The following is a 23,946-nucleotide window of genomic DNA, read 5'->3' as shown; positions in this document are numbered from 1 at the left end:
AGCCGTACCGATTGGACGCGCCCGCGATCACTCGTAGCTTGATCAAGGAGACCATTCCGTGAAGACCGCTGTCGAGGAGCTCAGCCCGACCCGGGTCAAGCTCACTGTCGAGGTGCCGTTCGAGGAGCTGCGCCCGAGCATGGATGCGGCGTACAAGAAGGTCGCGCAGCAGGTGCGCGTCCCCGGGTTCCGGCCTGGCAAGGTTCCGGCCCGCATCATCGAACAGCGCTTCGGCCGGGCGGTAGTGCTGGAGGAGACCCTCAACGACGCGGTGCCCAAGCTGTATGGCCAGGCCGTCGACGAGGCCGACGTGTTCCCCGTCAGCCAGCCTGACATCGAGGTGACGAAGATCGACGACGGTGAGCAGATCGAGTTCACCGCCGAGGTCGACATCCGGCCCAACTTCGAGGTGCCCGACTACCAGGGCATCGAGGTCACGGTCGACTCCGCCGAGGTCTCCGACGAGGACGTGAACACGCAGCTCGACGCGCTGCGCCAGCGCTTCGCCACGCTGACCGGCGTGGAGCGCGCCGCGGCCAACGGCGACTTCGTCGTCATGGACCTGCGCGCCGAGATCAACGGCGAGAACATCGAGGAGCAGCAGGCCAGCGAGGTCTCCTACGAGGTCGGCGCCGGCTCCGTGCTGCAGGGCCTCGACGCCGCGCTCGAGGGCATGTCCGCGGGCGAGGAGAAGAGCTTCAAGACCGAGCTCGTCGGCGGCGAGAACGCCGGCGAGGAGGCCGACGTCATCATCACCGTCAAGTCGGTCAAGGAGAAGGTGCTGCCCGAGCTGGACGACGAGTTCGCCCAGCTGGCCAGCGAGTTCGACACGCTCGAGGAGCTGAAGAACAGCATCCGCGAGCAGTCGCGCCGCAACAAGCTCATCGACCAGGTCGTCCAGGCCCGCGAGAAGGCGCTCGACGCGCTGCTCGAGAAGATCGAGATCCCGCTGCCGGACAGCGCGCTCAAGGCCGAGGTCGACGCGCGCAAGCACAACCTGGACCACCAGGTGGCCGAGAGCGGCCTCAGCCGTGACGCCTTCTTCCGCCTGTACCAGACGACGGAGGACGAGCGCTTCGAGGAGTTCGAGAAGAACTCCGCGCGCGCCATCAAGGTCGGCTTCGTGCTCGACAAGATCGTCAAGGCTGAGGAGCTGGGCGTCTCCGAGCAGGAGCTGACCAACTTCGTGGTCCGCCGCGCCATGGAGATGGGCGTGCAGCCCAACGAGCTGGCCAAGCACCTCGCCGACAACGACCAGCTCACGCTGGCCATGGTCGAGATCGTGCGCGACAAGGCCAAGGCCGTGCTGGGCGACGCCGCCAAGGTCGTCGACACCGACGGCAACGAGGTGGACCTCAAGGCCATCTACACCGAGATCAACGGTGAGCCCCCCGTCGAGGAGGACGCCGAGGAGTCCGCGGACAAGCCGGCCGAGGACAAGGCCGAGGCCTGACGCTCGATCGTGACGGGAGCCCCCGGACCTGCGGGTCCGGGGGCTCTCACTTTTCTCCAGGGCCTCCCCGACCACGGAACTGTGCCGTTCGCACCAGGAAGGTGTGGCCCGCCCGCGAGGTTTCGCGGGGCGTGCGCCCCCTGCCGGGGCGCTCAGATGGACGCTGCGGGGACGGCAGCCGGGGGACGCTCCCCATCCAGACCGCGCCCGCGCGCGACACCATGGGCGCCGTCTGAGAGCCTCTAGGGGAGTACGGCAGGTGGCGGCTGCGCGGGCCGCGCCGGTTGGCCGGGCGAGAACCAGGACGAATGCCGCATGACACGGCGAAGGGCCACAGCGGCCGATCCATGCGAACCTGCGCCGTCAGCGAACAGTCCGGGGGACCGGGCATGACCTGTGGGCGGCGCGCGTTAAGGTCACAAGCAAAGCCAATCGATTACGACGCATCGGAAGGTGACGCTGTGACCAGCCCGCCGACCTTCTATCAGCCTGAGTCTCGAGGCCGTGAGAACGGCTCCGCCTTCCGGCTTGAGGACCAGCTTTACCAGCGCCTGCTCCGCGAGCGCATCATTGTGCTCGGGCAGGAGGTCAACGACGAGATCGCCAACCGCATCTGCGCCGAGCTGCTGCTGCTCGCCGCCGATGACCCCGAGCGCGACATCACGCTCTACATCAACTCGCCCGGGGGCTCGGTGAGTGCGGGCATGGCGATTTACGACATGATGGAATACGTGCCGAACGACGTCTCCACCGTGGTGATGGGCATGGCCGCCTCGATGGGGCAGTTCCTGCTCACCGCGGGGGCGCGGGGCAAGCGTTACGCGCTGCCGCACGCCCGGGTGATGATGCACCAGCCGTCGGGCGGCATCGGCGGTACCGCCGCTGACATCGCCATCCAGGCTGAGCAGATGCTCTACGTGAAGAAGACGCTGGCCGAGCGGATCGCCTTCCACACGGGGCAGCCGCTGGACCAGATCGAGTCGGACTCCGACCGTGACCGCTGGTTCACGGCCGAGGAGGCCAAGGACTACGGCTTCATCGACCACGTGGTGCGCAGCGCGCGTCAGGTGCCCTCCGCGGGCCCGGTTTCCTAGGGGGAGCTGACATGAACATCCAGAGCCGTTACGTTCTCCCCTCCTTCGTCGAGCGCACGTCCTACGGCGTGAAGGAGATGAACCCGTACAACAAGCTCTTCGAGGACCGCATCATCTTCCTCGGGGTGCAGATCGACGACGCGTCGGCCAACGACGTGATGGCCCAGCTGCTCACGCTGGAGTCGCTCGACCCCGACCGTGACATCAGCATCTACATCAACTCGCCCGGTGGCTCCTTCACGGCCATGACGGCGATCTACGACACGATGCAGTTCGTCCGGCCGGAGATCCAGACCGTCTGCCTCGGCCAGGCCGCCTCCGCGGCCGCCGTGCTGCTGGCCGGCGGCACCCCGGGCAAGCGGTTCGCGCTGCCCAACGCCCGGGTGCTGATCCACCAGCCGTCCACCGAGGGTGGCGGCCAGGGCAGCGACATCGAGATCCAGGCCCGCGAGATCCTCCGCATGCGCACGCTGCTGGAGGACATCGTGGCCCGGCACACCGGTAAGACCTCCGCTGACGTCCGCAAGGACATCGAACGCGACAAAATTCTCAACGCGGACGAGGCAAAGGCGTATGGTCTGATCGACGACATCATCCCGTCCAGGAAGAAACGAGCTCAGGCCGTGGCTTCCTAGACGAGACGTGACGCACCGGAGCGCTGCCCAATAGGGCACGTTCCGGTGCGACTCGCCGCTAGGGGGCTCACTGAGGGCCCAGAAGACGGTAACGTCGAAACCTGAGCGGTTCGGCCTAGTCCGGAGGATGTCCGGAGACACTGCTCGCGGGAGCAGGGCGGTCCCACGCAAAGGAGTATCTGGGGTGGCACGCATCGGCGACGGGGGAGACCTGCTGAAGTGCTCTTTCTGCGGAAAGAGTCAGAAGCAAGTCAAAAAGCTCATTGCCGGTCCAGGCGTCTACATCTGCGATGAGTGCATCGATCTCTGCAACGAGATCATCGAGGAGGAGCTCACCGAGTCCTCCGAGCTCAAGTGGGACAACCTGCCCAAGCCGAGAGAGATCTACGAGTTCCTCGACGCCTACGTCATCGGTCAGGACAAGGCGAAGAAGGCCCTCTCGGTGGCGGTCTACAACCACTACAAGCGGGTGCAGTCGGGCGACCGGGGCAGAGACGACGTTCTTGAGCTGGCCAAGAGCAACATCCTGCTGCTCGGGCCCACCGGCTCGGGCAAGACGCTGCTGGCGCAGACCCTGGCGAAGATGCTCAACGTACCCTTCGCCATCGCCGACGCCACGGCGCTGACAGAGGCGGGATACGTCGGCGAGGATGTCGAGAACATCCTGCTCAAGCTCATTCAGGCCGCCGACTACGACGTCAAGAAGGCCGAGACCGGCATCATCTACATCGACGAGGTCGACAAGATCGCCCGCAAGAGCGAAAACCCGTCGATCACGCGCGACGTCTCCGGTGAGGGCGTGCAGCAGGCGCTGCTGAAGATCCTGGAGGGCACCACCGCGTCGGTTCCTCCGCAGGGCGGCCGCAAGCACCCGCACCAGGAGTTCATCCAGATCGACACCACCAACGTGCTGTTCATCTGCGGTGGCGCGTTCGCCGGCCTCGAAAAGATCATCGAGTCGCGGATCGGCAAGAAGGGCATCGGCTTCAACGCCATCATCCGGTCGAAGGAAGAGATCGACACGGCCGACATCTTCGCCGACGTGATGCCCGAGGACCTGCTGAAGTTCGGCATGATCCCCGAGTTCGTCGGCCGCCTGCCGGTCATCACCTCGGTGCACAACCTCGACCGCGAGGCCCTCATCCAGATCCTCACCGAGCCGCGCAACGCGCTGGTCAAGCAGTATCGCAAGCTGCTCGAGCTCGACGGCGTGGAGCTGGAGTTCACCGACGGCGCCCTGGAGGCCATCGCCGACCAGGCGATCCTGCGCGGCACCGGCGCCCGCGGGCTGCGCGCCATCCTGGAGGAGGTGCTCCAGTCCGTCATGTACGAGGTGCCCTCCAGGCAGGATGTCGCCCGGGTGGTCATCACCCGCGAGTCGGTGCTGGAGCACGCCATCCCGACGCTCGTCCCGCGCGATCAGCTCGCGGTCAAGCAGCAGCACACGCCGCAGGAGAAGTCGGCCTGAGCAGCCCGGCTGTCGCCGGGCCTTGGCAGCACCCGAACGCCCCGTGGTGGAAACCATGGGGCGTTCCGCTTGCCCGCCTCCCTAGAATTGGTTCCTGTGACAACGCCAGAGCTGCCTACTCAATACACACCGGCCGACGTCGAGACCCGTAGCTACGAGCGCTGGGTATCCGAAGGCTACTTCCGCGCCGACCCGGGCAGCTCGCGCGAGCCGTACAGCATCGTCCTCCCGCCGCCCAACGTGACGGGTGTCCTGCACATCGGGCACGCGCTCGACCACTCCATCCAGGACGCGCTCACGCGCCGCGCCCGCATGCAGGGCCGCGAGACGCTGTGGCTGCCCGGCATGGACCACGCCGGCATCGCCACCCAGAACGTCGTCGAGCGCGAGCTGGCCAAGCAGGGCAAGTCGCGCCACGACCTGGGGCGCGAGGCGTTCGTCGAGCGGGTCTGGGAGTGGAAGGAGGAGTCCGGCGGCCGGATCCTCGGCCAGATGCGCAAGCTCGGCGACGGCGTCGACTGGTCGCGCGAGCGCTTCACCATGGACCCGGGGCTCTCGCGGGCTGTGCAGACCATCTTCAAGAAGCTGTTCGACGACGGCCTGATCTACCGCGCCGAGCGCATCATCAACTGGTGCCCACGCTGCCTGACCGCGCTGTCCGACATCGAGGTCGAGCACAGCGAGGACGAGGGCGAGCTCGTCTCGATTCGCTACTCCGACGAGATCGTGGTGGCCACCACGCGCGCCGAGACCATGCTCGGTGACACCGCCGTGGCCGTCCACCCCTCCGACGAGCGGTACGCCCATCTGATCGGCACGATGGTGGAGGTGCCGCTCACCGGCCGCACGATCCCGGTCGTCGCCGACGAGCACGTCGATCCGGCGTTCGGCACCGGCGCGGTCAAGGTGACCCCCGCCCACGACCCCAACGACTTCGAGATCGGGCGGCGTCATTCGCTGCCGTCGCTGACCGTCATGGACGAGCGCGGCGTCATCACCGCGCACGGGCCGTTCCAGGGGCTCGACCGTTTCGAGGCGCGCCCCGCCGTGGTCGCCGCGCTGCGCGCCGAAGGCCTGATCGTCGCGGAGAAGCGCCCCTACCTGCACTCCGTCGGCCACTGCTCGCGCTGCAAGACGGTGGTCGAGCCGAGGCTGTCCCTGCAGTGGTTCGTCAACGTCGCGCCGCTGGCCAAGGCCGCCGGCGACGCCGTCCGCGACGGCCGCACCCGCATCCACCCGCCGGAGCTGGCCAAGCGCTACTTCGACTGGGTCGACGACATGCACGACTGGTGCATCTCCCGTCAGCTCTGGTGGGGTCACCGCATCCCGGTCTGGTACGGCCCAGGCGGCGAGGTCGTCTGCGTCGGCCCGGACGAGGAGCCGCCGGCCGGCTACACCCAGGACTCCGACGTCCTCGACACCTGGTTCTCCTCCGGGCTGTGGCCGTTCTCCACTCTCGGCTGGCCCGACCGCACGGCCGAGCTGGAGCGCTTCTACCCGACCTCCGTGCTGGTCACCGGCTACGACATCCTGTTCTTCTGGGTCGCCAGGATGATGATGTTCGGCCTGTACGCCATGGACGGCGAGCCGCCCTTCCGGGTCGTCGCGCTGCACGGCATGGTCCGCGACCAGTACGGCAAGAAGATGTCGAAGTCGTTCGGCAACGTGGTCGACCCGCTCGACTGGGTCGACCGCTTCGGCGCCGACGCCACCCGGTTCACCCTGCTGCGCGGCGCCAATCCCGGCGCGGACGTGGCGGTGAGCGAGGAGTGGGCGGCCGGCTCGCGCAACTTCTGCAACAAGATCTGGAACGCGACTCGGTTCGCCCTGATGAACGGCGCGGCTGTGGGCTCGCTCGACGGCGCCGAGCTGACGGCGGCCGATCGGTGGATCCTCTCGCGCCTGCAGTCGGTGATCGCGGCGGCCGATGCCGCCCTGGAGGAGTTCGAGTTCGCCAAGGCGTCTGATCTGCTCTACCACTTCGCCTGGGACGAGGTCTGCGACTGGTACCTGGAGCTGGCCAAGATCCAGCTCGGTGAGGGGCAGGAGCACACCAGGCAGGTGCTCGGCCACGTGCTCGACGCGCTGCTGAGGTTGCTGCACCCGCTGGTGCCGTTCGTGACCGAGGAGCTGTGGCGGGCCGTCACCGGCGGGGAGTCGGTCGTGGTGGCCCCGTGGCCGCTGCGCGAGGAGCGTTACGTGGATCCCGCCGCGGAGGCGGAGATCGCGGCGCTGCAGGAGCTGGTGACGGAGGTCCGCAGGTTCCGCTCGGACCAAGGGCTCAAGCCCGGCCAGAAGGTCGCGGCGCGGCTCGGGCTGAGAGGCACGCCGCTGTCCGGGCAGGAGTCGGCGATCAGGTCGCTGCTGCGGCTGACGGAGCCGCCGGAGTCGTTCAATGCCACGGCGCGCTTCACGGTGGGTGCGGTGACCGTGGAGATCGACACGGCCGGCGCCATCGACGTCGCCGCCGAGCGCAAGCGGCTGGAGAAGGACCTGGCCGCCGCGCGCAAGGAGGCCGCGCAGGTGGCGGCCAAGCTGGGCAACGAGCAGTTCATGGCCAAGGCGCCGCAGGATGTGGTGGACAAGGTCAGGAGCAGGGCCGGCCAGGCGTCGGCCGACATCGAACGGCTGGAAGCCCAGCTCGCGGCCCTGGGTGTTTGAACCGTCCGCACGAGGGGAAGGTCCATTCGTTACCGAAGATGGACCTTCCACGGCCCAGAGGCTGCTACAGTTTTCAACGCGGGGCCAATCGGCCCTGACATCCCGCTGAACGAACCCCGACTTTCGGGTGGCTCCAGCCGCGCGGTTGGACAAGAGCCGAAAGTTAGAGTAAGTTAGCAGGGTTGCCTCGAAGAGAGGCGAGTCCGGAAGCTCCCGGATCGGGCGGTTTGACAAGGATCGTCCGGATCTGGTAAACTGAAGGAAATGAAATGTGCGCCTCGCGCACCGAGGTCCGGAAGGACTTGGGTGCGGATGAACGCGTCCGTTTCTTGAGAACTCAACAGTGTGTTAAAAGCCAGTGCATGATTTTCATGCAACACCTCGTCAAGACATGATTCTTGATGGATTTTGCTCGGATGAATAATCCAGACATTGTTTGGAGAGTTTGATCCTGGCTCAGGACGAACGCTGGCGGCGTGCTTAACACATGCAAGTCGAGCGGAAAGGCCCTTCGGGGTACTCGAGCGGCGAACGGGTGAGTAACACGTGAGCAACCTGCCCCTGACTCTGGGATAAGCCCGGGAAACTGGGTCTAATACCGGATACGACCGCCTCCGGCATCGGGTGGTGGTGGAAAGTTTTTCGGTCGGGGATGGGCTCGCGGCCTATCAGCTTGTTGGTGGGGTAGTGGCCTACCAAGGCGACGACGGGTAGCCGGCCTGAGAGGGCGACCGGCCACACTGGGACTGAGACACGGCCCAGACTCCTACGGGAGGCAGCAGTGGGGAATATTGCGCAATGGGCGGAAGCCTGACGCAGCGACGCCGCGTGGGGGATGACGGCCTTCGGGTTGTAAACCTCTTTCAGCAGGGACGAAGTTGACGTGTACCTGCAGAAGAAGCGCCGGCTAACTACGTGCCAGCAGCCGCGGTAATACGTAGGGCGCAAGCGTTGTCCGGAATTATTGGGCGTAAAGAGCTCGTAGGTGGCTGGTCGCGTCTGCCGTGAAAGCCCGCAGCTTAACTGCGGGTCTGCGGTGGATACGGGCCGGCTAGAGGTAGGTAGGGGCAAGTGGAATTCCTGGTGTAGCGGTGAAATGCGCAGATATCAGGAGGAACACCGGTGGCGAAGGCGGCTTGCTGGGCCTTACCTGACGCTGAGGAGCGAAAGCGTGGGGAGCGAACAGGATTAGATACCCTGGTAGTCCACGCTGTAAACGTTGGGCGCTAGGTGTGGGGATCTTCCACGATCTCCGTGCCGGAGCTAACGCATTAAGCGCCCCGCCTGGGGAGTACGGCCGCAAGGCTAAAACTCAAAGGAATTGACGGGGGCCCGCACAAGCGGCGGAGCATGTTGCTTAATTCGACGCAACGCGAAGAACCTTACCAAGGTTTGACATCACCCGGAAAGCTCTGGAGACAGAGCCCTCTTCGGACTGGGTGACAGGTGGTGCATGGCTGTCGTCAGCTCGTGTCGTGAGATGTTGGGTTAAGTCCCGCAACGAGCGCAACCCTTGCTCCATGTTGCCAGCAGGCGCTTCGGCGTGCTGGGGACTCATGGGGGACTGCCGGGGTCAACTCGGAGGAAGGTGGGGATGACGTCAAGTCATCATGCCCCTTATGTCTTGGGCTGCAAACATGCTACAATGGCCGGTACAGAGGGTTGCGATACCGTGAGGTGGAGCGAATCCCTAAAAGCCGGTCTCAGTTCGGATTGGGGTCTGCAACTCGACCCCATGAAGTCGGAGTCGCTAGTAATCGCAGATCAGCAATGCTGCGGTGAATACGTTCCCGGGCCTTGTACACACCGCCCGTCACGTCACGAAAGTCGGCAACACCCGAAGCCCGTGGCCCAACCCGTAAGGGGGGGAGCGGTCGAAGGTGGGGCTGGCGATTGGGACGAAGTCGTAACAAGGTAGCCGTACCGGAAGGTGCGGCTGGATCACCTCCTTTCTAAGGAGCACTCTCACCTATCACCGCCGAATGTGTGGTGGGGTGACAGCTCACTAGTGGAGCACTGGCTACTCAACCGGCAGGCATCGCCGGGCCGCTAGTACCGCCTCGTAAGGGGAGTGGGAACGGGGTCGTCTGGGGGTGCCGGCTGGTTGGACACACTGTTGGGTCCTGAGGAAACGGGCGACCGGTTCTTCTGGGACAGGACCACTCAAGCAGGCATGCATATGTCTGTGGCGGTGGTTTGCTGTTTGTTGTTTGAGATTTGCATAGTGGACGCGAGCATCTTTGTGGCCAAGTTTTTTAGGGCACACGGTGGATGCCTTGGCATCAGGAGCCGATGAAGGACGTGGGAGGCTGCGTTAAGCCTCGGGGAGTCGCCAACCAGACGTTGATCCGGGGATGTCCGAATGGGGAAACCTAGCACCAGTCATGTGGTGTTGCCTCCGCCTGAATGTATAGGGCGGTTGGTGGTAACGCGGGGAAGTGAAACATCTCAGTACCCGTAGGAAGAGAAAACAACAGTGATTCCGTGAGTAGTGGTGAGCGAAAGCGGATGAGGCTAAACCGGGCGTGTGTGATAGCCGGCAGGCGTTGCATGTCCGGGGTCGTGGGACCTTCTTGAAGTGGCTGCCGCTGCTTCGAGCAGTGATAAATCGATGGGGTAGTTGAAAGCTCTGGGAAGGGCTGCCGTAGACCGTGAGAGCCGGGTAGGCGAAACCTTGTCGACTGCTGGAGGGGATCCCAAGTAGCACGGGGCTCGAGGAATCCTGTGTGAATCTGCCAGGACCACCTGGTAAGCCTAAATACTCCCTGATGACCGATAGTGCACGAGTACCGTGAGGGAAAGGTGAAAAGTGCCCCGGTGAGGGGTCGTGAAATAGTACCTGAAACCGTGTGCCTACAAGCCGTAGGAGCGTACAGGAGCTTGCTTCTGTGTGATGTGACTGCGTGCCTTTTGAAGAATGAGCCTGCGAGTTATGGTGTGTGGCGAGGTTAACCCGTGTGGGGGAGCCGTAGCGAAAGCGAGTCTGAAGAGGGCGTTTGAGTCGCATGCTGTAGACCCGAAGCGGAGTGATCTACGCATGGGCAGGTTGAAGCTCAGGTAAGACTGGGTGGAGGACCGAACCCACCAGGGTTGAAAACCTGGGGGATGATCTGTGTGTAGGGGTGAAAGGCCAATCAAACTCCGTGATAGCTGGTTCTCCCCGAAATGCATTTAGGTGCAGCGTCGCGTGTTTCTTGCCGGAGGTAGAGCACTGGATGGCCGATGGGCCCGACAAGGTTACTGACGTCAGCCAAACTCCGAATGCCGGTAAGTGAGAGCGTGGCAGTGAGACTGCGGGCGATAAGGTTCGTAGTCGAGAGGGAAACAGCCCAGATCACCGACTAAGGCCCCTAAGCGTGTGCTAAGTGGGAAAGGATGTGGAGTCGCAGAGACAACCAGGAGGTTGGCTTAGAAGCAGCCACCCTTGAAAGAGTGCGTAATAGCTCACTGGTCAAGTGATTCTGCGCCGACAATGTAGCGGGGCTCAAGTACACCGCCGAAGTCGTGGCATTGACTCCCATGTGGAGTTGATGGGTAGGGGAGCGTCGTGCAGCCGGTGAAGCAGCAGAGTGATCTAGTTGTGGAGGCTGTGCGAGTGAGAATGCAGGCATGAGTAGCGAATCGAGGGTGAGAAACCCTCGCGCCGGATGACCAAGGGTTCCTGGGCCAGGCTAATCCGCCCAGGGTAAGTCGGGACCTAAGGCGAGGCCGACAGGCGTAGTCGATGGACAACGGGTTGATATTCCCGTACCCGCTTCAATGCGCCCATACTGAACCCCTTGATACTAAGAGTCCTTAACTCGCCTAAAGCCTTCGGGCTTGGGGTCAGAGTGAACGCTCGGCCTGATTGGGTAGTAGGTAAGCGATGGGGTGACGCAGGAAGGTAGTCCAGCCCAGGCGATGGTTGTCCTGGGGTAAGCATGTAGGGCGGAACGTAGGCAAATCCGCGTTCCTTATGCCTGAGATGTGATGCCGAGCCGATTGTGGTGAAGTGGATGATCCTATGCTGCCGAGAAAAGCCTCTAGTGAGTGTTGTGGCGGCCCGTACCCTAAACCGACTCAGGTGGTCAGGTAGAGAATACTAAGGCGATCGGGTGAACTGTGGTTAAGGAACTCGGCAAATTGCCCCCGTAACTTCGGGAGAAGGGGGACCTCTGCTGGTGATGAGTCTTGCACTCGGAGCTGGTGGGGGTCGCAGTGGCCAGGGGGAAGCGACTGTTTACTAAAAACACAGGTCCGTGCGAAGTCGTAAGACGATGTATACGGACTGACGCCTGCCCGGTGCCGGAACGTTAAGGGGACCGCTTAGCTCAGCTTGCTGGGCGAAGGTGAGAACTTAAGCGCCGGTAAACGGCGGTGGTAACTATAACCATCCTAAGGTAGCGAAATTCCTTGTCGGGTAAGTTCCGACCTGCACGAATGGCGTAACGACTTCCCCGCTGTCTCAACCGCAGACCCGGCGAAATTGCACTACGAGTAAAGATGCTCGTTACGCGCAGCAGGACGGAAAGACCCCGGGACCTTCACTACAGCTTGACATTGGCGTTTGGAGCGTCTTGTGTAGGATAGGTGGGAGACTGGGAAGCTCGGACGCTAGTTCGGGTGGAGTCATTGGTGAAATACCACTCTGGTCGTTTTGAACGTCTAACTCTGGTCCGTGATCCGGATCGGGGACAGTGTCTGGTGGGTAGTTTAACTGGGGCGGTTGCCTCCTAAAGGGTAACGGAGGCGCCCAAAGGTTCCCTCAGCCTGGTTGGCAATCAGGTGTCGAGTGTAAGTGCACAAGGGAGCTTGACTGTGAGACTGACGGGTCGAGCAGGAGCGAAAGCTGGGACTAGTGATCCGGCATCGGCGTGTGGAAGCGGTGTCGCTCAACGGCTAAAAGGTACCCCGGGGATAACAGGCTGATCTTCCCCAAGAGTCCATATCGACGGGATGGTTTGGCACCTCGATGTCGGCTCGTCGCATCCTGGGGCTGGAGTAGGTCCCAAGGGTTGGGCTGTTCGCCCATTAAAGCGGTACGCGAGCTGGGTTTAGAACGTCGCGAGACAGTTCGGTCCCTATCCGCTGCGCGCGCAGGAGACTTGAAAGGGGCTGTCCCTAGTACGAGAGGACCGGGACGGACGAACCTCTGGTGTGCCAGTTGTACCGCCAGGTGCACGGCTGGTTGGCTACGTTCGGAAGGGATAACCGCTGAAAGCATCTAAGCGGGAAGCTCGCCTTGAGATGAGGTCTCCCACCACGAGAGTGGGTAAGGCTCCCGGTAGACGACCGGGTTGATAGGCCGGAGGTGGAAGCACGGTAACGTGTGGAGCTGACCGGTACTAATAGGCCGAGGACTTGACCACAAAGCATCTTGCTCGCGTCCACTAGGCAATTCTGAGACAGCAACCAGTGCTGTTTCGCAGGGTTACGGCGGTTATGGCGGGAAGGAAACACCCGGTTACATTCCGAACCCGGAAGTTAAGCTTCTCTGCGCCGATGGTACTGCACTCGGGAGGGTGTGGGAGAGTAGGTCACCGCCGGACAATCGTTTGGAGAGGCCCCGATGCTGAGCGTCGGGGCCTCTTCGCTTTTCCAGGAGAGAGGGCCCCGACGCCGGCGCGTTGGGCCCTTTTTTGTACGCAACGAGGGCCACCCCCAGCAGCCGGAGTGGCCCTCTCTTGCGTTCGGGGACCGTGTGGGTCAGGCGCGTTGCCACAGGGCGGGCACGTTGGGTGGTTCCCAGCCCGCCTGTGACTGATGCCCCTGCAGGCACCGATAAGCCGCGCCGCCATAGGTGACCCGGTCACCCGCCTGGTAGGTCACCCCAACCTGCCAGGTGCCGCCGCCCGGAGGCGGACTTGTCGGTGGGTCCGTGGGCGGTACGCCCGGGACGTTGAGCACGAAGTCGAACGTGGCCTCCCTGCGTGTCCCCACCGTCCTGACGTTCATGAGGAGGCGGGGGTCGAAGATGGTGTCGGTGTTGTTGCGTGGCTCGCCGGGGAAGTAGAGCTGCGTCGTCAGGACCGGCCGGCCCGGAGCCTGCGCCTTGACGTGGATGTGCCGGGTGCGGCCGGGGTAGAGGCCGGGGACGATCGTGGTGAGCTTGAAGGCGCCCTGGGCGTTGGTGTACTGGTGACCGCGGAAGTTGTAGGTGACGTTGTCGTACGCGCCGTTGTTGTCGGCCTGCCAGAAGTCCAGCAGCACGTTGGCCAGGGGCTGGCAGGCGAGACCGAAGACGTACCCGCTGACCGTGAGCGAGACGCCGGCGCCGGGCAGGACCGCGCGCTGCGGGGAGTTCGGCTTGAAGTAGGGGCCCTCCGTCTGCGGGATGGTCGGGTCGTCGCCGTCATCGCAGTAGGGGGTGGGGGTGAGCGGGCCGCCGCTCTGTGCTGTCTGCCGGGCGAGGGCCGGCACCTGTCCGGCGAGTAAGGGGACAGGTGTCGCTATGAGTGCCGCTTTGAACAGCGTCTTTCTGCTGATGCCGGTCTGCTTTTCCGCGCGAGTGTGCTCGCCGTCCACGATTGCCTCCTCAAGAGCGGCCCGCCGGGGGGTGGGGCAGGCTGTTTCCCAAGGTGGCACCCGGGCTGTCGGGGCCGGTACCCTCCACTTTTCTATATGCTCGGCAATATGTTCGCCCCGCGTACGGACTGCTGCCGGCGGTCAGTAGGGTTGAAGGGTGGATTTTCGTGCGGTTGAACGCGCGATCATGGATCGTGGCGTCGAGTGGGATTTCGAGCCGACGCTCGACCGGGTCGCGGCCCTTCTTGACCTGCTGGGCTCGCCGCAGCGGGCGTACCCTGTCATACACATCGCCGGCACCAACGGCAAGACGAGCACGGCCCGGCTGACCGAGGCGCTGCTCAGGGAGCGCAACCTGCGGGTGGGGCGGTTCACCAGCCCGCACCTGGTGTCGATGCGCGAGCGGATCACCGTCGACGGGGAGCCGCTGAGCGAGGAGCGCTTCTCCCAGGTCTACGAGGAGGTCATCCCGTACGTCGAGCTGGCCGACACGCAGGGGCGGCGCATCCAGTTCTTCGAGCTGCTGACGGCCATGGCGTTCGCGGCCTTCGCCGACACCCCGGTCGACGTCGCCGTCATCGAGACCGGCATGGGCGGGTCGTGGGACGCGACGAACGTCGCCGACGGCACCGTGTCGGTGATCACGCCCATCTCGCTCGACCACACCGACCGGCTCGGGCCCGACATCCCCAGCATCGCCGGTGAGAAGGCGGGCATCATCAAGGCCGGCGCGACCGCCATCCTCGCGCAGCAGGAGCTGGCCGCCGCCGAGGTGCTGATGCGGCGCGTCGCCGACGTGGGCGCCGTCGTGGCCCGTGAGGGGCTGGAGTTCGGCGTGCTGAGCCGGGAGGTGGCGATCGGCGGGCAGCTGCTCACGCTGCGCGGCCTCAAGGGCGTCTACGAGGAGGTCTACCTGCCGCTGTACGGCGCTCACCAGGCGAGCAACGCCGTCTGCGCGCTGGCTGCCGTCGAGGCGCTGACGGGTGGCGACGACCCGCTCGACGTGGAGCTGGTCCGCGCCGCGTTCGCCCAGGCGTCGTCGCCGGGGCGGATGGAGGTCGTGCGGCGCACGCCGACGGTCGTGATCGACGCCGCCCACAACCCTGGCGGCATGCAGGCGACCCTGGAGGGGCTGCACGAGGCGTTCGACTTCGCCAAGGTGATCGGCGTGATCGCAGTCATGCGTGACAAGGACGTCGATGCGCTGCTGGAGCTGCTGGAGCCGATCCTCGACGAGATCGTCGTGACCCGTAACTCCTCACCCAGGTCCCTGACGGCCGACGAGCTGGCGGCGCTCGCCGTCCCGTTGTTCGGCGAGGACCGCGTGCACGTCGTCGAGCGGCTCGACGACGCCATCGACAGGGCGATCGGCATGGCCGATGCCGAGGGCGAGTTCAGCGGCACGGGCGTGCTCATCACCGGGTCCGTCGTGACGGCGGGCGACGCCCGGTTGCTGCTCAAGGCGGACGGCACATGATGAACTTCGAGGTCACCCCCGGCATGCGCAGGCTCGGCGCCAGCGTGCTCGGCATGGAGGCGATCGTGGCCGCGCTGGTCACGCCCGTGGCGATCAGTGTGGGCGGGGTCGAGCCGGCGCTGGCCGTGACGGTCGGGATCGGCCTGGCCGTGTTGTGCGTGGTCGCGGCCGGCCTGCTCAAGCGGCCTTTCGGGTACGTGCTGGGCAGCGTCGTGCAGGTGCTCGCGATCTGCACGGGCTTCCTGGTGACGAGCATGTTCTTCCTCGGCGCGATCTTCACCGCACTGTGGATCACGGCGATTATCGTCGCTCGCCGTGTCGAGGGCGCTACTTCCCGCTAAAGTCGGCCTACATGGCCGTCCCCCCAGTCACACGGCCGCCGCATCAGGCGCGCCTCAGACATTCCTGGTTGCTCGACACGTTGCTCGGGCTCCTGGTCGTGGCGTCGCTGCCTCTGGCGGTCGTCGCGATCCCCAACACCCTGTCCGTCGTCGCCAGGCTGCTGCCGCCGGGCCTCGACCAGGCCGGGCTCATGCGCACGCACGGGCTCGCGCTGCCCGCGCTGATGCTGGCCGTCCCTCTGACGGGCGTGGCGCTGCGCCGGGTGCCCGCCGCGCACCTGCTGGTCGCCGGGCTGGCGCTGGTGGCGCTGTCCGAGGCCGCGGGCGGGTACGCGGGCTCAGAGCTCGTCGTCGGCGCGGTGCGCGTGCTGCGCGGCCTCGGCGCCGGGCTCGTCCTCACCACCACGCTGGCGGCCGTGTGGGACCGGGTGCCGGTCCTGCGGGCCCTGTGGGTGGGCGTGTTCGGGCTGAGCCTGCTCGCGGCGCAGGCGCTCGCGCTGTGGCCGCTCGACGAGGTGAGCAGCTGGCGGGTCACGCTGCAGCCGTATCCGCTCGTGACGGGTGTCGCGCTCGGCCTGGCCGCGGTTCACCTGGTCGCCTGGATGCTGCTCGGGCGGCCCGAGACGCCCGTCCCCGACCTGCGCGAGCGCGGGCGGCTGCTGCTGGCGGCGGTGCCCGCCGCGGCGATCGCGGCCGTGGCGATCAGCACGGCCAGCGAGGGCTGGCGTGCCCTGCCGGTGATCCTGCTGGCGGCGGTGGCGGTCGTGGGGCTGCTGGCGCTGGCCTCGACCGGGGCTGCGCGGGACCGGACGCCGGCGTACACGATGGTGGCGGTCGGCGTCGTGCTGCTGCCCAGCGCCGCGCAGGTCACGCTGGTGGAGATGGGCGGGCTCGGCGGTCCGGGGCTGCGCGGCCTCTGGGTGCCGTACGTGGCGGCCGGGCTGCTCGCGATCGTCGCCTCCGTCGCGGTGCGGTTGTTCACCCGGGCCGCCGGGCGCTGGCTGGCACCCATGGGGCTGCTGGCCATGGTGGTCGGGCTCTGCTCGGTGCGGCTCGTGGTGCCGTCGGCCGACGGGATGGTGCTGGCCGTGCCGTTCAGCCTGCTCGCGGTGGGCGCGGCGGTGGCGTTGACGGCGGCGCTGCAGGGGGTGGGTGCCGGGGCCGCGGTGTTCGGGCTGTCGCTGGGCTGTACGGGCGTGCTGGCGGGGTTCCTGCTCGGCACGGGGGTGCAGATGGCGATGCTGGACGGGGTGCGGTCGGCTCAGGAGCTGGTCGACAGCTTCGTGGGGGCGTTGCACTGGTGGTCGTTGATCGGGGGGTTCCTCGTGGTGGCGATCATCGTGCTGGCCGCCGTGATGGCGCGGCGGTCCGGATCCGGGGCCGCGCTGGAGGAGCCGGTGCCGGCCACGGAGCCGCCCTGTGCGGGCCTTCCGCCGACCGCTCCCGCGGATCCTCCCGCGACCGCCTCTGCGGATCTTTCCGTGGGCGGTCCGGCGGGCGTCCCGCCGTCCGCGCCCGCGGACGTGCTGCTGGTGCCGGCGCCTGATCCGGGCGTCGGCGAGGAGGAGGGGCCCACCGGGGCGATCCCGCGCGTGGTGCTGCCCGTGTCGGCGCGAGGGGCGTTCGACCAGGGTGGGGCCGCTTTCCGGGTCAAGGGGGCGGCCGTGCCGGCGCAGGGGCCGTCGCCGGAGGACGGCGGGTCCTCCTAGGCTGGGTTCCGTCGTGTCAACGAGGGCAGGGGCCGGGACGGTAAGCTGAGGGCCCTGCCACGGCGACGCGTGGGCGCGTGCCCCGCGACGCGTCTTCGCGACCGGGCCGATGCCTGTAGTCGCGACCCCACTCTGTTCGAAGGAGAACTCCAAGTGTCCGAGCGCACTCTTGTCCTGATCAAGCCCGACGGGGTTAAGCGCGGCCTCATCGGTGACGTGATCGCCCGTGTGGAGCGCAAGGGCCTCAAGGTCGTGGCGATGGACCTGCGCACCCTCGACGCCGACACCGCCAAGGCGCACTACGCCGAGCACTCCGAGCGGCCGTTCTTCGGTGAGCTCGTCGAGTTCATCACCTCGGGGCCGCTCGTCGCCCTGGTGCTGGAGGGGCCGCGCGCCGTCGAGGCCTTCCGTGCGCTGGCCGGCGCCACCGACCCGGTCAAGTCGGCTCCGGGGACGATCCGCGGTGACCACGCCCTCGAGATCGGCGAGAACGTGGTGCACGGCTCCGACTCGCCCGAGTCGGCGGCTCGCGAGATCAAGATCTTCTTCCCGGACCGGTTCTAGGTCCTCAGCGGTTCCTTCGCGCGCCTTCGCGGCTTCGGCCGTGGGGGCGCGCGTTTTTGTGTGGTGCGGAGTCCTCGCGTCGGTGCTGTGCGGCGTTCGTCGCGTGCGCGGGCCGGCGGCCGTGCCGTGTGCCGGGTGGCGTTTGCGTACTGCCGGATCCGCGTGGTGGATCCTGTTTCTCGGGCCGGAAGCCGGCGGGAGGCAAGTGGCGGGCGAGATTTTGTCGGACGCTTACCGTATGGTTTCCCGCAATTGGTTGTTGGATCGTTCCAGGCTCTGAGCGGATGTTGTGGTGCAATCCGGGCAAAATTGAGGTTGAGCTTGGGGCTGGAGATTTTTGATGGGCGCGATGGCTCATTGCGCGCATCGGTGGGTACGTCACGTTACGATTCGAATTCGATCCGTAGTCATTCGCGAACGACGTTACGGAGGGCTCCGTTCCCCATGGGCAGCAAGCTCGCGTTCCTCGGCCGTGACATGGCGGTCGACCTGGGCACCGCCAACACGCTGGTGTATGTGCGTGGCCGTGGCATCGTGCTCAACGAGCCATCAGTCGTCGCGATCAACACGGCGACCGGCAAAATCGTGGCGGTCGGCATCGAGGCCAAACGGATGATCGGCCGAACACCTGGCAACATCATCGCGGTCCGTCCGCTCAAGGACGGTGTGATCGCGGATTTCGACGTCACAGAGCGGATGTTGCGATATTTCATTCAACGGGTGCATCGGCGGCGACATTTCGCCAAACCGCGCATCATCATCGCCGTGCCGAGCGGCATCACCAGCGTTGAGCAGCGGGCGGTGAAAGAGGCCGGCTATCAGGCGGGGGCCAGAAAGGTCTACATCGTCGAGGAGCCGATGGCCGCCGCCATCGGGGCCGGGCTGCCGGTGCACGAGCCGACCGGCAACATGGTGGTCGACATCGGCGGCGGCACCACCGAGGTGGCGATCATCTCGATGGGCGGCGTGGTGACCAGCCAGTCGATCAGGATCGGCGGCGACGAGCTCGACCAGGCGGTGATCGCGTTCGCCAAGAAGGAGTTCTCGCTGATGCTCGGCGAGCGCACCGCCGAGGAGATCAAGATCGCCATCGGCTCCGCCTGCCCGCTCGGTGAGGAGGCGCACGCGGAGGTTCGCGGGCGCGACCTGGTCAGCGGGCTGCCCAAGACGATCATCGTGTCCAGCGAGGAGATCAGAAGGGCCACCGAGGAGCCGGTCAACGCCATCGTCGACGCGGTCAAGACCACACTCGACAAGTGCCCGCCCGAGCTGTCCGGCGACATCATGGACCGCGGCATCGCGCTCACCGGTGGCGGGGCCCTGCTCAAGGGGCTCGACGAGCGGGTCAAGGTCGAGACGGGCATGCCCGTCCACCTGGTCGACAACGCCCTCGACTCGGTGGCGATCGGTTCCGGCAAGTGCGCCGAGGAGTTCGAGGCCCTGCAGCAGGTCCTGGTGCCGGAGTCGCGACACTGATGAGAGATTCACGCCGTGCCCGGCTGATCCTGGGAGCGCTGCTGACGGCGGCGCTGGTCATCCTGACCGTCGACCACCGCACCGGTGACAGCTCGCCGCTGCGCCCGCTGCGCGCGGCCGGATCCTACCTGTTCGGCACGGCGGAGCAGTTCGGGGGCGGGGTGCTGCGTCCCGTGAGCACGTTCGTGCACGCGATCCTGACCGCGCCCGCCGCCAGGGAGCGCATCGAGGCGCTGAAGGCCGAGAACGCCAAGCTGCGCTCGGGGCTGCTGGCGGGCAAGCTCGACGCCGACCGCTCCAAGGAGCTCGACAAGCTGGTCGGGCTGGCCGGGGCCGGAGGATACAAGGTGGTCCCGGGCAACGTCATCGCCAGGCGCGGGCAGCCGGGCTTCGAGGACGCGGTGCAGCTCGACGTCGGCACGAGCGACGGGGTGCGGCCGGAGATGACCGTGCTCAACGGCGACGGGCTGGTCGGGCGGGTGCTGCACGCCTCGTCCCGCACCTCCACGGTGTTGCTGATCAGCGATCCCGCCTCGGCCGCCGGGGCGCGGCTGGAGGGCGGCAAGGAGATCGGCGTCGTGCACGGGGTGGGCGAGCACGGGCGGCTGGTGCAGTTCCGGTTGCTCGACTCCACGGCGGCGATGAGCAGGGGCGGGCGGATCGTGAGCTTCGGCTCGCAGCACAGCAGGCCGTATGTGCCGGGGGTGCCGATCGGGGTGATCGAGCGGGTGGAGTCCACGCCGGGGGAGCTGACCCGCATCGCGTACGCGCGGCCGTACGCGGATCTGACGGCGCTCGACGTGGTGGGCGTGGTGGTGCAGGCGCCGAAGCGGGACCCGCGTGACGCGGTGCTGCCCCCCAAGGAGGGTGCGCGGTGATCGGGGGTGTTTCCGTCGTGCTGGCGTTGCTGGCGCAGGTGATGCTCGTCAACCGGGTGCCGCTGCCCGCGGGTGGGGCGCCCGACCTGGTGCTGCTGGTCGTCATCGGGGCGGCCATGGTCAGGGGGCCGGCGCCGGGGGCGGTGCTCGGGTTCTGCGCGGGGCTGCTGGTCGACGTCATGCCGCCGACCGCGCATCTCATGGGCCAGTACGCGTTCGTGCTGGCGCTGGTGGGTTATGTGGCCGGGCGCGGTGCGGGAGGTCCCGTGACGACCGTCGTGCTGTGCGTGCTGATGGCGCCGCTGCTGGCGGCGGTCGTGGGCGGGTTGATCTCCGATCCCCGCGTGACGATGGCCACGCTGACCGAGCAGGCGCCGGTGACGATCGTCTACACGCTGCTGGTCTCGCCGGCCGTGATCTGGCTGACCACCAGAAAGAGATTCGCGCCATGAGCAGGATGCGGGCCCGGCTGCTGGCGCTGCACGTGCTGGTGCTGACGCTGCTCGTCGTGCTGGCGGTGCGGCTGTGGCAGGTGCAGGTGGTGCGCGGGCAGGAGTTCGTGACGCGGGCCACGGAGACCCGGACGCGGGCCGTGATCGTGCCGGCCGTGCGCGGGCAGATCCTCGACTCGTCGGGCCGGCCGCTGGTGCGCAACAAGACCGCGCTGGTCGTCTCCGTCGACAGGACCAGGCTGTCGAGGATGAAGGACGGCGGCGTCAAGGTGCTGCGCAAGCTGTCGGAGGTGCTCGGGCGGCCGGTGTCGGACCTGCAGCAGCGCATCACGCCCTGCGGCCCCGGCGTGGGCAAGCCGTGCTGGACCGGCTCGCCGTACCAGCCGGTGCCGCTCGACGAGAAGGTCGACACGCGCGAGGCGCTGCAGATCCTGGAGCGGCAGGAGGAGTTCCCCGGCGTGACGGCGGAGATCCACTCCGTGCGGCAGTATCCCGGCGGCAGGGCCGGCGCGCAGATGCTCGGTTACCTGCAGCCCGTCACCGAGGCCGAGCTGGAGAAGCGCGAAGGGCTGAAGGCCAGCTTCTCCGGCGTGGACCTGGCGGGCCGCGACGGGCTCGAATACGTCTACGACGAGGCGCTGCGGGGCAAGTCCGGGCTGCGCAGGGTGCAGGTCGATCGCATGGGCAAGGCGCTCGGGGTGGAGGAGCAGATCACTCCCGTCCCCGGCGACCACCTTGTGACCAGCATCGACTCCCGCGTGCAGGCGGTGACCGAGAAGGCGCTCGACAAGGCGATGAAGTCGGCGCCGTCGGCCGACGGCGGGGCCGCGGTCGTGCTCGACGCGCGCAGCGGGCGGGTGGTGGCGCTGGCCAGCGCCCCCGGGTACGACCCGGAGATCTGGGCGGGCGGGATCTCGGCGCGGGGCTACCAGTGGCTGTTGTCGGAGAAGTCCGGCAAGCCGCTCGTGTCGCGGGCGATCAACGGGCAGTTCGCGCCCGGTTCGACGTTCAAGGTCTCGTCGGTGGCGGCCATGCTGCGTGCCGGATATCCGCTCAACGGTCACTACTCCTGCCCCGGCTCGTACGCGGTGGGCGGCCGGGCGTTCAACAACTTCCGCGGCATCGCGCTGGGCACGCTCAGCCTGCACACGGCGCTGGTCAAGTCGTGCGACACGATCTTCTATCGGGCGGCGTACGAGCAGTATCTGAAGGACGGCGGGCGCACACCGAAGCGCAAGCCTCGGGAGGTGTTCGCCAACACGGCGCGGGCGTTCGGCTTCGGCAGCCCGACCGGCGTGGACCTGCCGGGCGAGTCAGGAGGGCGCATCCCCGACCGGGCCTGGAAGAAGGACCTGTGGAACCAGACCAGCGCGGTCAACTGCGAGCGGTCGCGCAAGGGGTATCCGGAGGTGAAGGACAGGGCGCGGGCCGAGTTCCTGAAGCGGCTGGCGCTGGAGAACTGCACCGAGGGGTTCCTGCTGCGGCCGGGCGACTCGGCCAACTTCTCCATCGGGCAGGGCGACGTGCTGGTCACGCCGATGCAACTGGCCAGGGCTTACATGGCGCTGGTGAGCGACGGCAAGGTGCGCAGCCCGCGCATCGGGTGGGCGCAGGTGCGGCCCGACGGCAAGGTGGTCAGGACCATCCCCGTGCCGGTGGTGGGCAAGCTGCCGATCAGCGATAAGGAGCGCCTCTACATCAAGCACGCGCTCAGCCAGGTGGCCGCCGACGGTACGGCGGCCGGGGCCTTCGCCGGGTTCCCGATGAACAAGGTGCGCGTCGGCGGCAAGACCGGCACCGCCGAGGTCTGGGGCAAGCAGGACACCTCGTGGTTCGCGTCGTTCGCACCGACGAAGAACCCGCAGTACGTGGTGGTCGCGATGGTGTCCCAGGGCGGGATGGGCGCGCAGACGGCGGCGCCGGCCGTACGGGAGATCTATGAGGGGATCTACGGCATCAAGCGCAAGCCCGCGGTGTCCAACGGCGGGCGGCTGACCACCAGACTGCCGCGCTTCGCCCCTGACGGAATGGTGATCCGGGGATGAGCGCGCGTAGGGGAGGCCGGGGGTGATGGCGCGGACGGCGGCCGTCCGGAGGCCCTCACTGCTGCGGCGGATCACCGCCGAGAATTCGACCGTGCGCCGGCTCGACGGGCTGATGCTGGTCGCGGTGGCCGGGCTGTGCGTGATCGGCACGCTGCTGGTGTGGTCGTCCACTCGCACGTGGGCGCCGGGCTCGACGGGGCTGGTGAAGAAACACCTGCTCAACGAGACGATCGGCGTGGTGCTGTGCGGCATCGTGGCCATGGTCGACCATCGGGCGATGCGGGCGTACGCGCCGCTGGTGTTCCTGCTGTCGCTGGTCGGGCTGGGGCTGGTGATCACGCCTCTGGGGGCGACGATCAACGGATCGCACTCCTGGATCCTGCTCGGTGGCGGCTTCGCGGTGCAGCCGTCGGAGTTCGCCAAGGTCGGGTTGCTGCTCATCATCGCGATGTTGCTGGCCCAGCCGGCCGAGGGCAGCGATCGGCCGCGCGGGCTCGACGTGACGCTGGCGCTCCTCGCCGCGGGCGTCACGGTGGGGCTGGTCATGCTCCAGCCCGACCTGGGCACCGCGATGGTGCTGGCGGTGATCACGGCCTCCGGGCTGATCATCGCGGGCATGCGCAAGCGGTGGATCGGGGCGCTGACGCTGGTGGCCGGCCTCGGGGTGTTCTCGGTGTTCTACTTCCAGATGCTGGAGCCGTACCAGGTGGCGCGGTTCACCGCGTTCGTCGATCCGAGCGTGGACCCGCGCGGGGTCGGCTACAACAGCACGCAGTCGATGATCGCGATCGGCTCCGGGCAGCTCCTGGGCAAGGGGCTGCTCGGCGGCGGGCAGACGACCGGGCGGTTCGTGCCGGAGCAGCACACCGACTTCATCTTCACCGTGGCGGGGGAGGAGTTCGGGTTCCTCGGATCGGTCACGGTGGTGCTGCTGCTCGGCGTGGTGCTGCTGCGCGGGCTGAAGATCGCCAGGCAGTGCGAGGACCGGTTCGGGACACTGGTCGCGGGCACGATCGTGTGCTGGTTCGCCTTCCAGACGTTCATCAATGTGGGCATGACGATCGGGATCATGCCGATCACCGGGCTGCCGCTGCCCTTCGTGTCGTATGGCGGCACCGCTACTTTTGCCAATCTCATTGCGATCGGGCTGCTGCAGGCCATCAGAGTGCGAAGACAGTCGTTTAATTAG

Annotated in this window: 15 protein-coding genes and 3 rRNA genes; 17 read left to right on the top strand and 1 reads right to left on the bottom strand. The window is 66.7% G+C overall.

The window, feature by feature from the left end; all coding sequences use genetic code 11:
• Positions 1 to 58: 58 nt before the first annotated feature.
• From tig to rrf, 8 genes are all read left to right on the top strand, one after another.
• Positions 59 to 1,453 (top strand): trigger factor, encoded by a 1,395-nt coding sequence (tig, locus tag LCN96_RS43690; protein WP_225268273.1) that lies wholly within the window; start codon positions 59 to 61, stop codon positions 1,451 to 1,453.
• Positions 1,454 to 1,914: 461 nt separating this feature from the next.
• The gene (locus LCN96_RS43685) at positions 1,915 to 2,547 is read left to right on the top strand and encodes a ClpP family protease (RefSeq protein ID WP_225268272.1); all 633 of its coding nucleotides are present in this window, start codon (positions 1,915 to 1,917) and stop codon (positions 2,545 to 2,547) included.
• 11 nt (positions 2,548 to 2,558) lie between these two features.
• Positions 2,559 to 3,182: an ATP-dependent Clp protease proteolytic subunit gene (locus LCN96_RS43680; protein ID WP_148439846.1), complete on the top strand. Its 624-nt coding sequence runs from the start codon at positions 2,559 to 2,561 to the stop codon at positions 3,180 to 3,182.
• Between the two features lie 184 nt (positions 3,183 to 3,366).
• Complete coding sequence (gene clpX, locus LCN96_RS43675; protein ID WP_225268271.1) at positions 3,367 to 4,650, top strand: ATP-dependent Clp protease ATP-binding subunit ClpX; 1,284 nt, start codon at positions 3,367 to 3,369, stop codon at positions 4,648 to 4,650.
• Positions 4,651 to 4,737: 87 nt separating this feature from the next.
• A complete protein-coding gene (locus LCN96_RS43670; protein ID WP_225268270.1) occupies positions 4,738 to 7,311 on the top strand; it encodes a valine--tRNA ligase in 2,574 nt (857 codons plus the stop codon).
• 433 nt (positions 7,312 to 7,744) lie between these two features.
• A 16S ribosomal RNA gene (locus LCN96_RS43665) occupies positions 7,745 to 9,263 on the top strand.
• 292 nt (positions 9,264 to 9,555) lie between these two features.
• Positions 9,556 to 12,659: ribosomal RNA gene (locus LCN96_RS43660) — 23S ribosomal RNA — on the top strand.
• A 63-nt stretch (positions 12,660 to 12,722) separates the two neighbouring features.
• Positions 12,723 to 12,839: ribosomal RNA gene (rrf, locus tag LCN96_RS43655) — 5S ribosomal RNA — on the top strand.
• Together the 16S, 23S and 5S rRNA genes form the textbook arrangement of a ribosomal RNA operon.
• Before the next feature lie 157 nt (positions 12,840 to 12,996).
• Here rrf and LCN96_RS43650 read toward each other — a convergent pair.
• Positions 12,997 to 13,815: a dioxygenase family protein gene (locus LCN96_RS43650; RefSeq protein ID WP_225268269.1), complete on the bottom strand. Its 819-nt coding sequence runs from the start codon at positions 13,813 to 13,815 to the stop codon at positions 12,997 to 12,999.
• A gap of 187 nt (positions 13,816 to 14,002) precedes the next feature.
• Between LCN96_RS43650 and LCN96_RS43645 the strand changes: the two genes are divergently transcribed.
• From LCN96_RS43645 to rodA, 9 genes are all read left to right on the top strand, one after another.
• Complete coding sequence (locus tag LCN96_RS43645; RefSeq protein WP_225268268.1) at positions 14,003 to 15,292, top strand: bifunctional folylpolyglutamate synthase/dihydrofolate synthase; 1,290 nt, start codon at positions 14,003 to 14,005, stop codon at positions 15,290 to 15,292.
• Positions 15,289 to 15,633 (top strand): DUF4233 domain-containing protein, encoded by a 345-nt coding sequence (locus LCN96_RS43640; RefSeq protein ID WP_225268267.1) that lies wholly within the window; start codon positions 15,289 to 15,291, stop codon positions 15,631 to 15,633. The genes LCN96_RS43645 and LCN96_RS43640 overlap by 4 nt, the downstream gene beginning before the upstream one ends.
• Before the next feature lie 68 nt (positions 15,634 to 15,701).
• Positions 15,702 to 17,342, top strand: coding sequence for a hypothetical protein (locus LCN96_RS43635; protein ID WP_225268266.1), 1,641 nt, complete (start codon positions 15,702 to 15,704; stop codon positions 17,340 to 17,342).
• A gap of 153 nt (positions 17,343 to 17,495) precedes the next feature.
• Entirely contained in the window at positions 17,496 to 17,906 is a 411-nt protein-coding gene (gene ndk / locus LCN96_RS43630; RefSeq protein ID WP_090773482.1) for a nucleoside-diphosphate kinase, read from the top strand.
• Positions 17,907 to 18,350: 444 nt separating this feature from the next.
• The gene (mreB, locus tag LCN96_RS43625) at positions 18,351 to 19,382 is read left to right on the top strand and encodes a rod shape-determining protein (protein ID WP_225276192.1); all 1,032 of its coding nucleotides are present in this window, start codon (positions 18,351 to 18,353) and stop codon (positions 19,380 to 19,382) included.
• Entirely contained in the window at positions 19,382 to 20,260 is an 879-nt protein-coding gene (gene mreC / locus LCN96_RS43620) for a rod shape-determining protein MreC (RefSeq protein ID WP_225268265.1), read from the top strand. Before mreB ends, mreC begins: the two co-directional genes overlap by 1 nt.
• The gene (gene mreD / locus LCN96_RS43615; protein WP_225268264.1) at positions 20,257 to 20,712 is read left to right on the top strand and encodes a rod shape-determining protein MreD; all 456 of its coding nucleotides are present in this window, start codon (positions 20,257 to 20,259) and stop codon (positions 20,710 to 20,712) included. The genes mreC and mreD overlap by 4 nt, the downstream gene beginning before the upstream one ends.
• Positions 20,709 to 22,757 carry a penicillin-binding protein 2 gene (gene mrdA / locus LCN96_RS43610; RefSeq protein ID WP_225268263.1) on the top strand — a complete coding sequence of 683 codons (2,049 nt, stop codon included), beginning with the start codon at positions 20,709 to 20,711 and terminating at the stop codon, positions 22,755 to 22,757. The genes mreD and mrdA overlap by 4 nt, the downstream gene beginning before the upstream one ends.
• A 25-nt stretch (positions 22,758 to 22,782) precedes the next feature.
• Positions 22,783 to 23,946, top strand: a complete 1,164-nt coding sequence (gene rodA, locus LCN96_RS43605) for a rod shape-determining protein RodA (RefSeq protein WP_225276191.1) — start codon at positions 22,783 to 22,785, stop codon at positions 23,944 to 23,946.

Source organism: Nonomuraea gerenzanensis (assembly GCF_020215645.1).
Taxonomy (GTDB): domain Bacteria; phylum Actinomycetota; class Actinomycetes; order Streptosporangiales; family Streptosporangiaceae; genus Nonomuraea; species Nonomuraea gerenzanensis.
The sequence above is the reverse complement of the archived record's forward strand: the minus strand, read 5'-3'. Positions and strand labels throughout refer to the sequence as shown.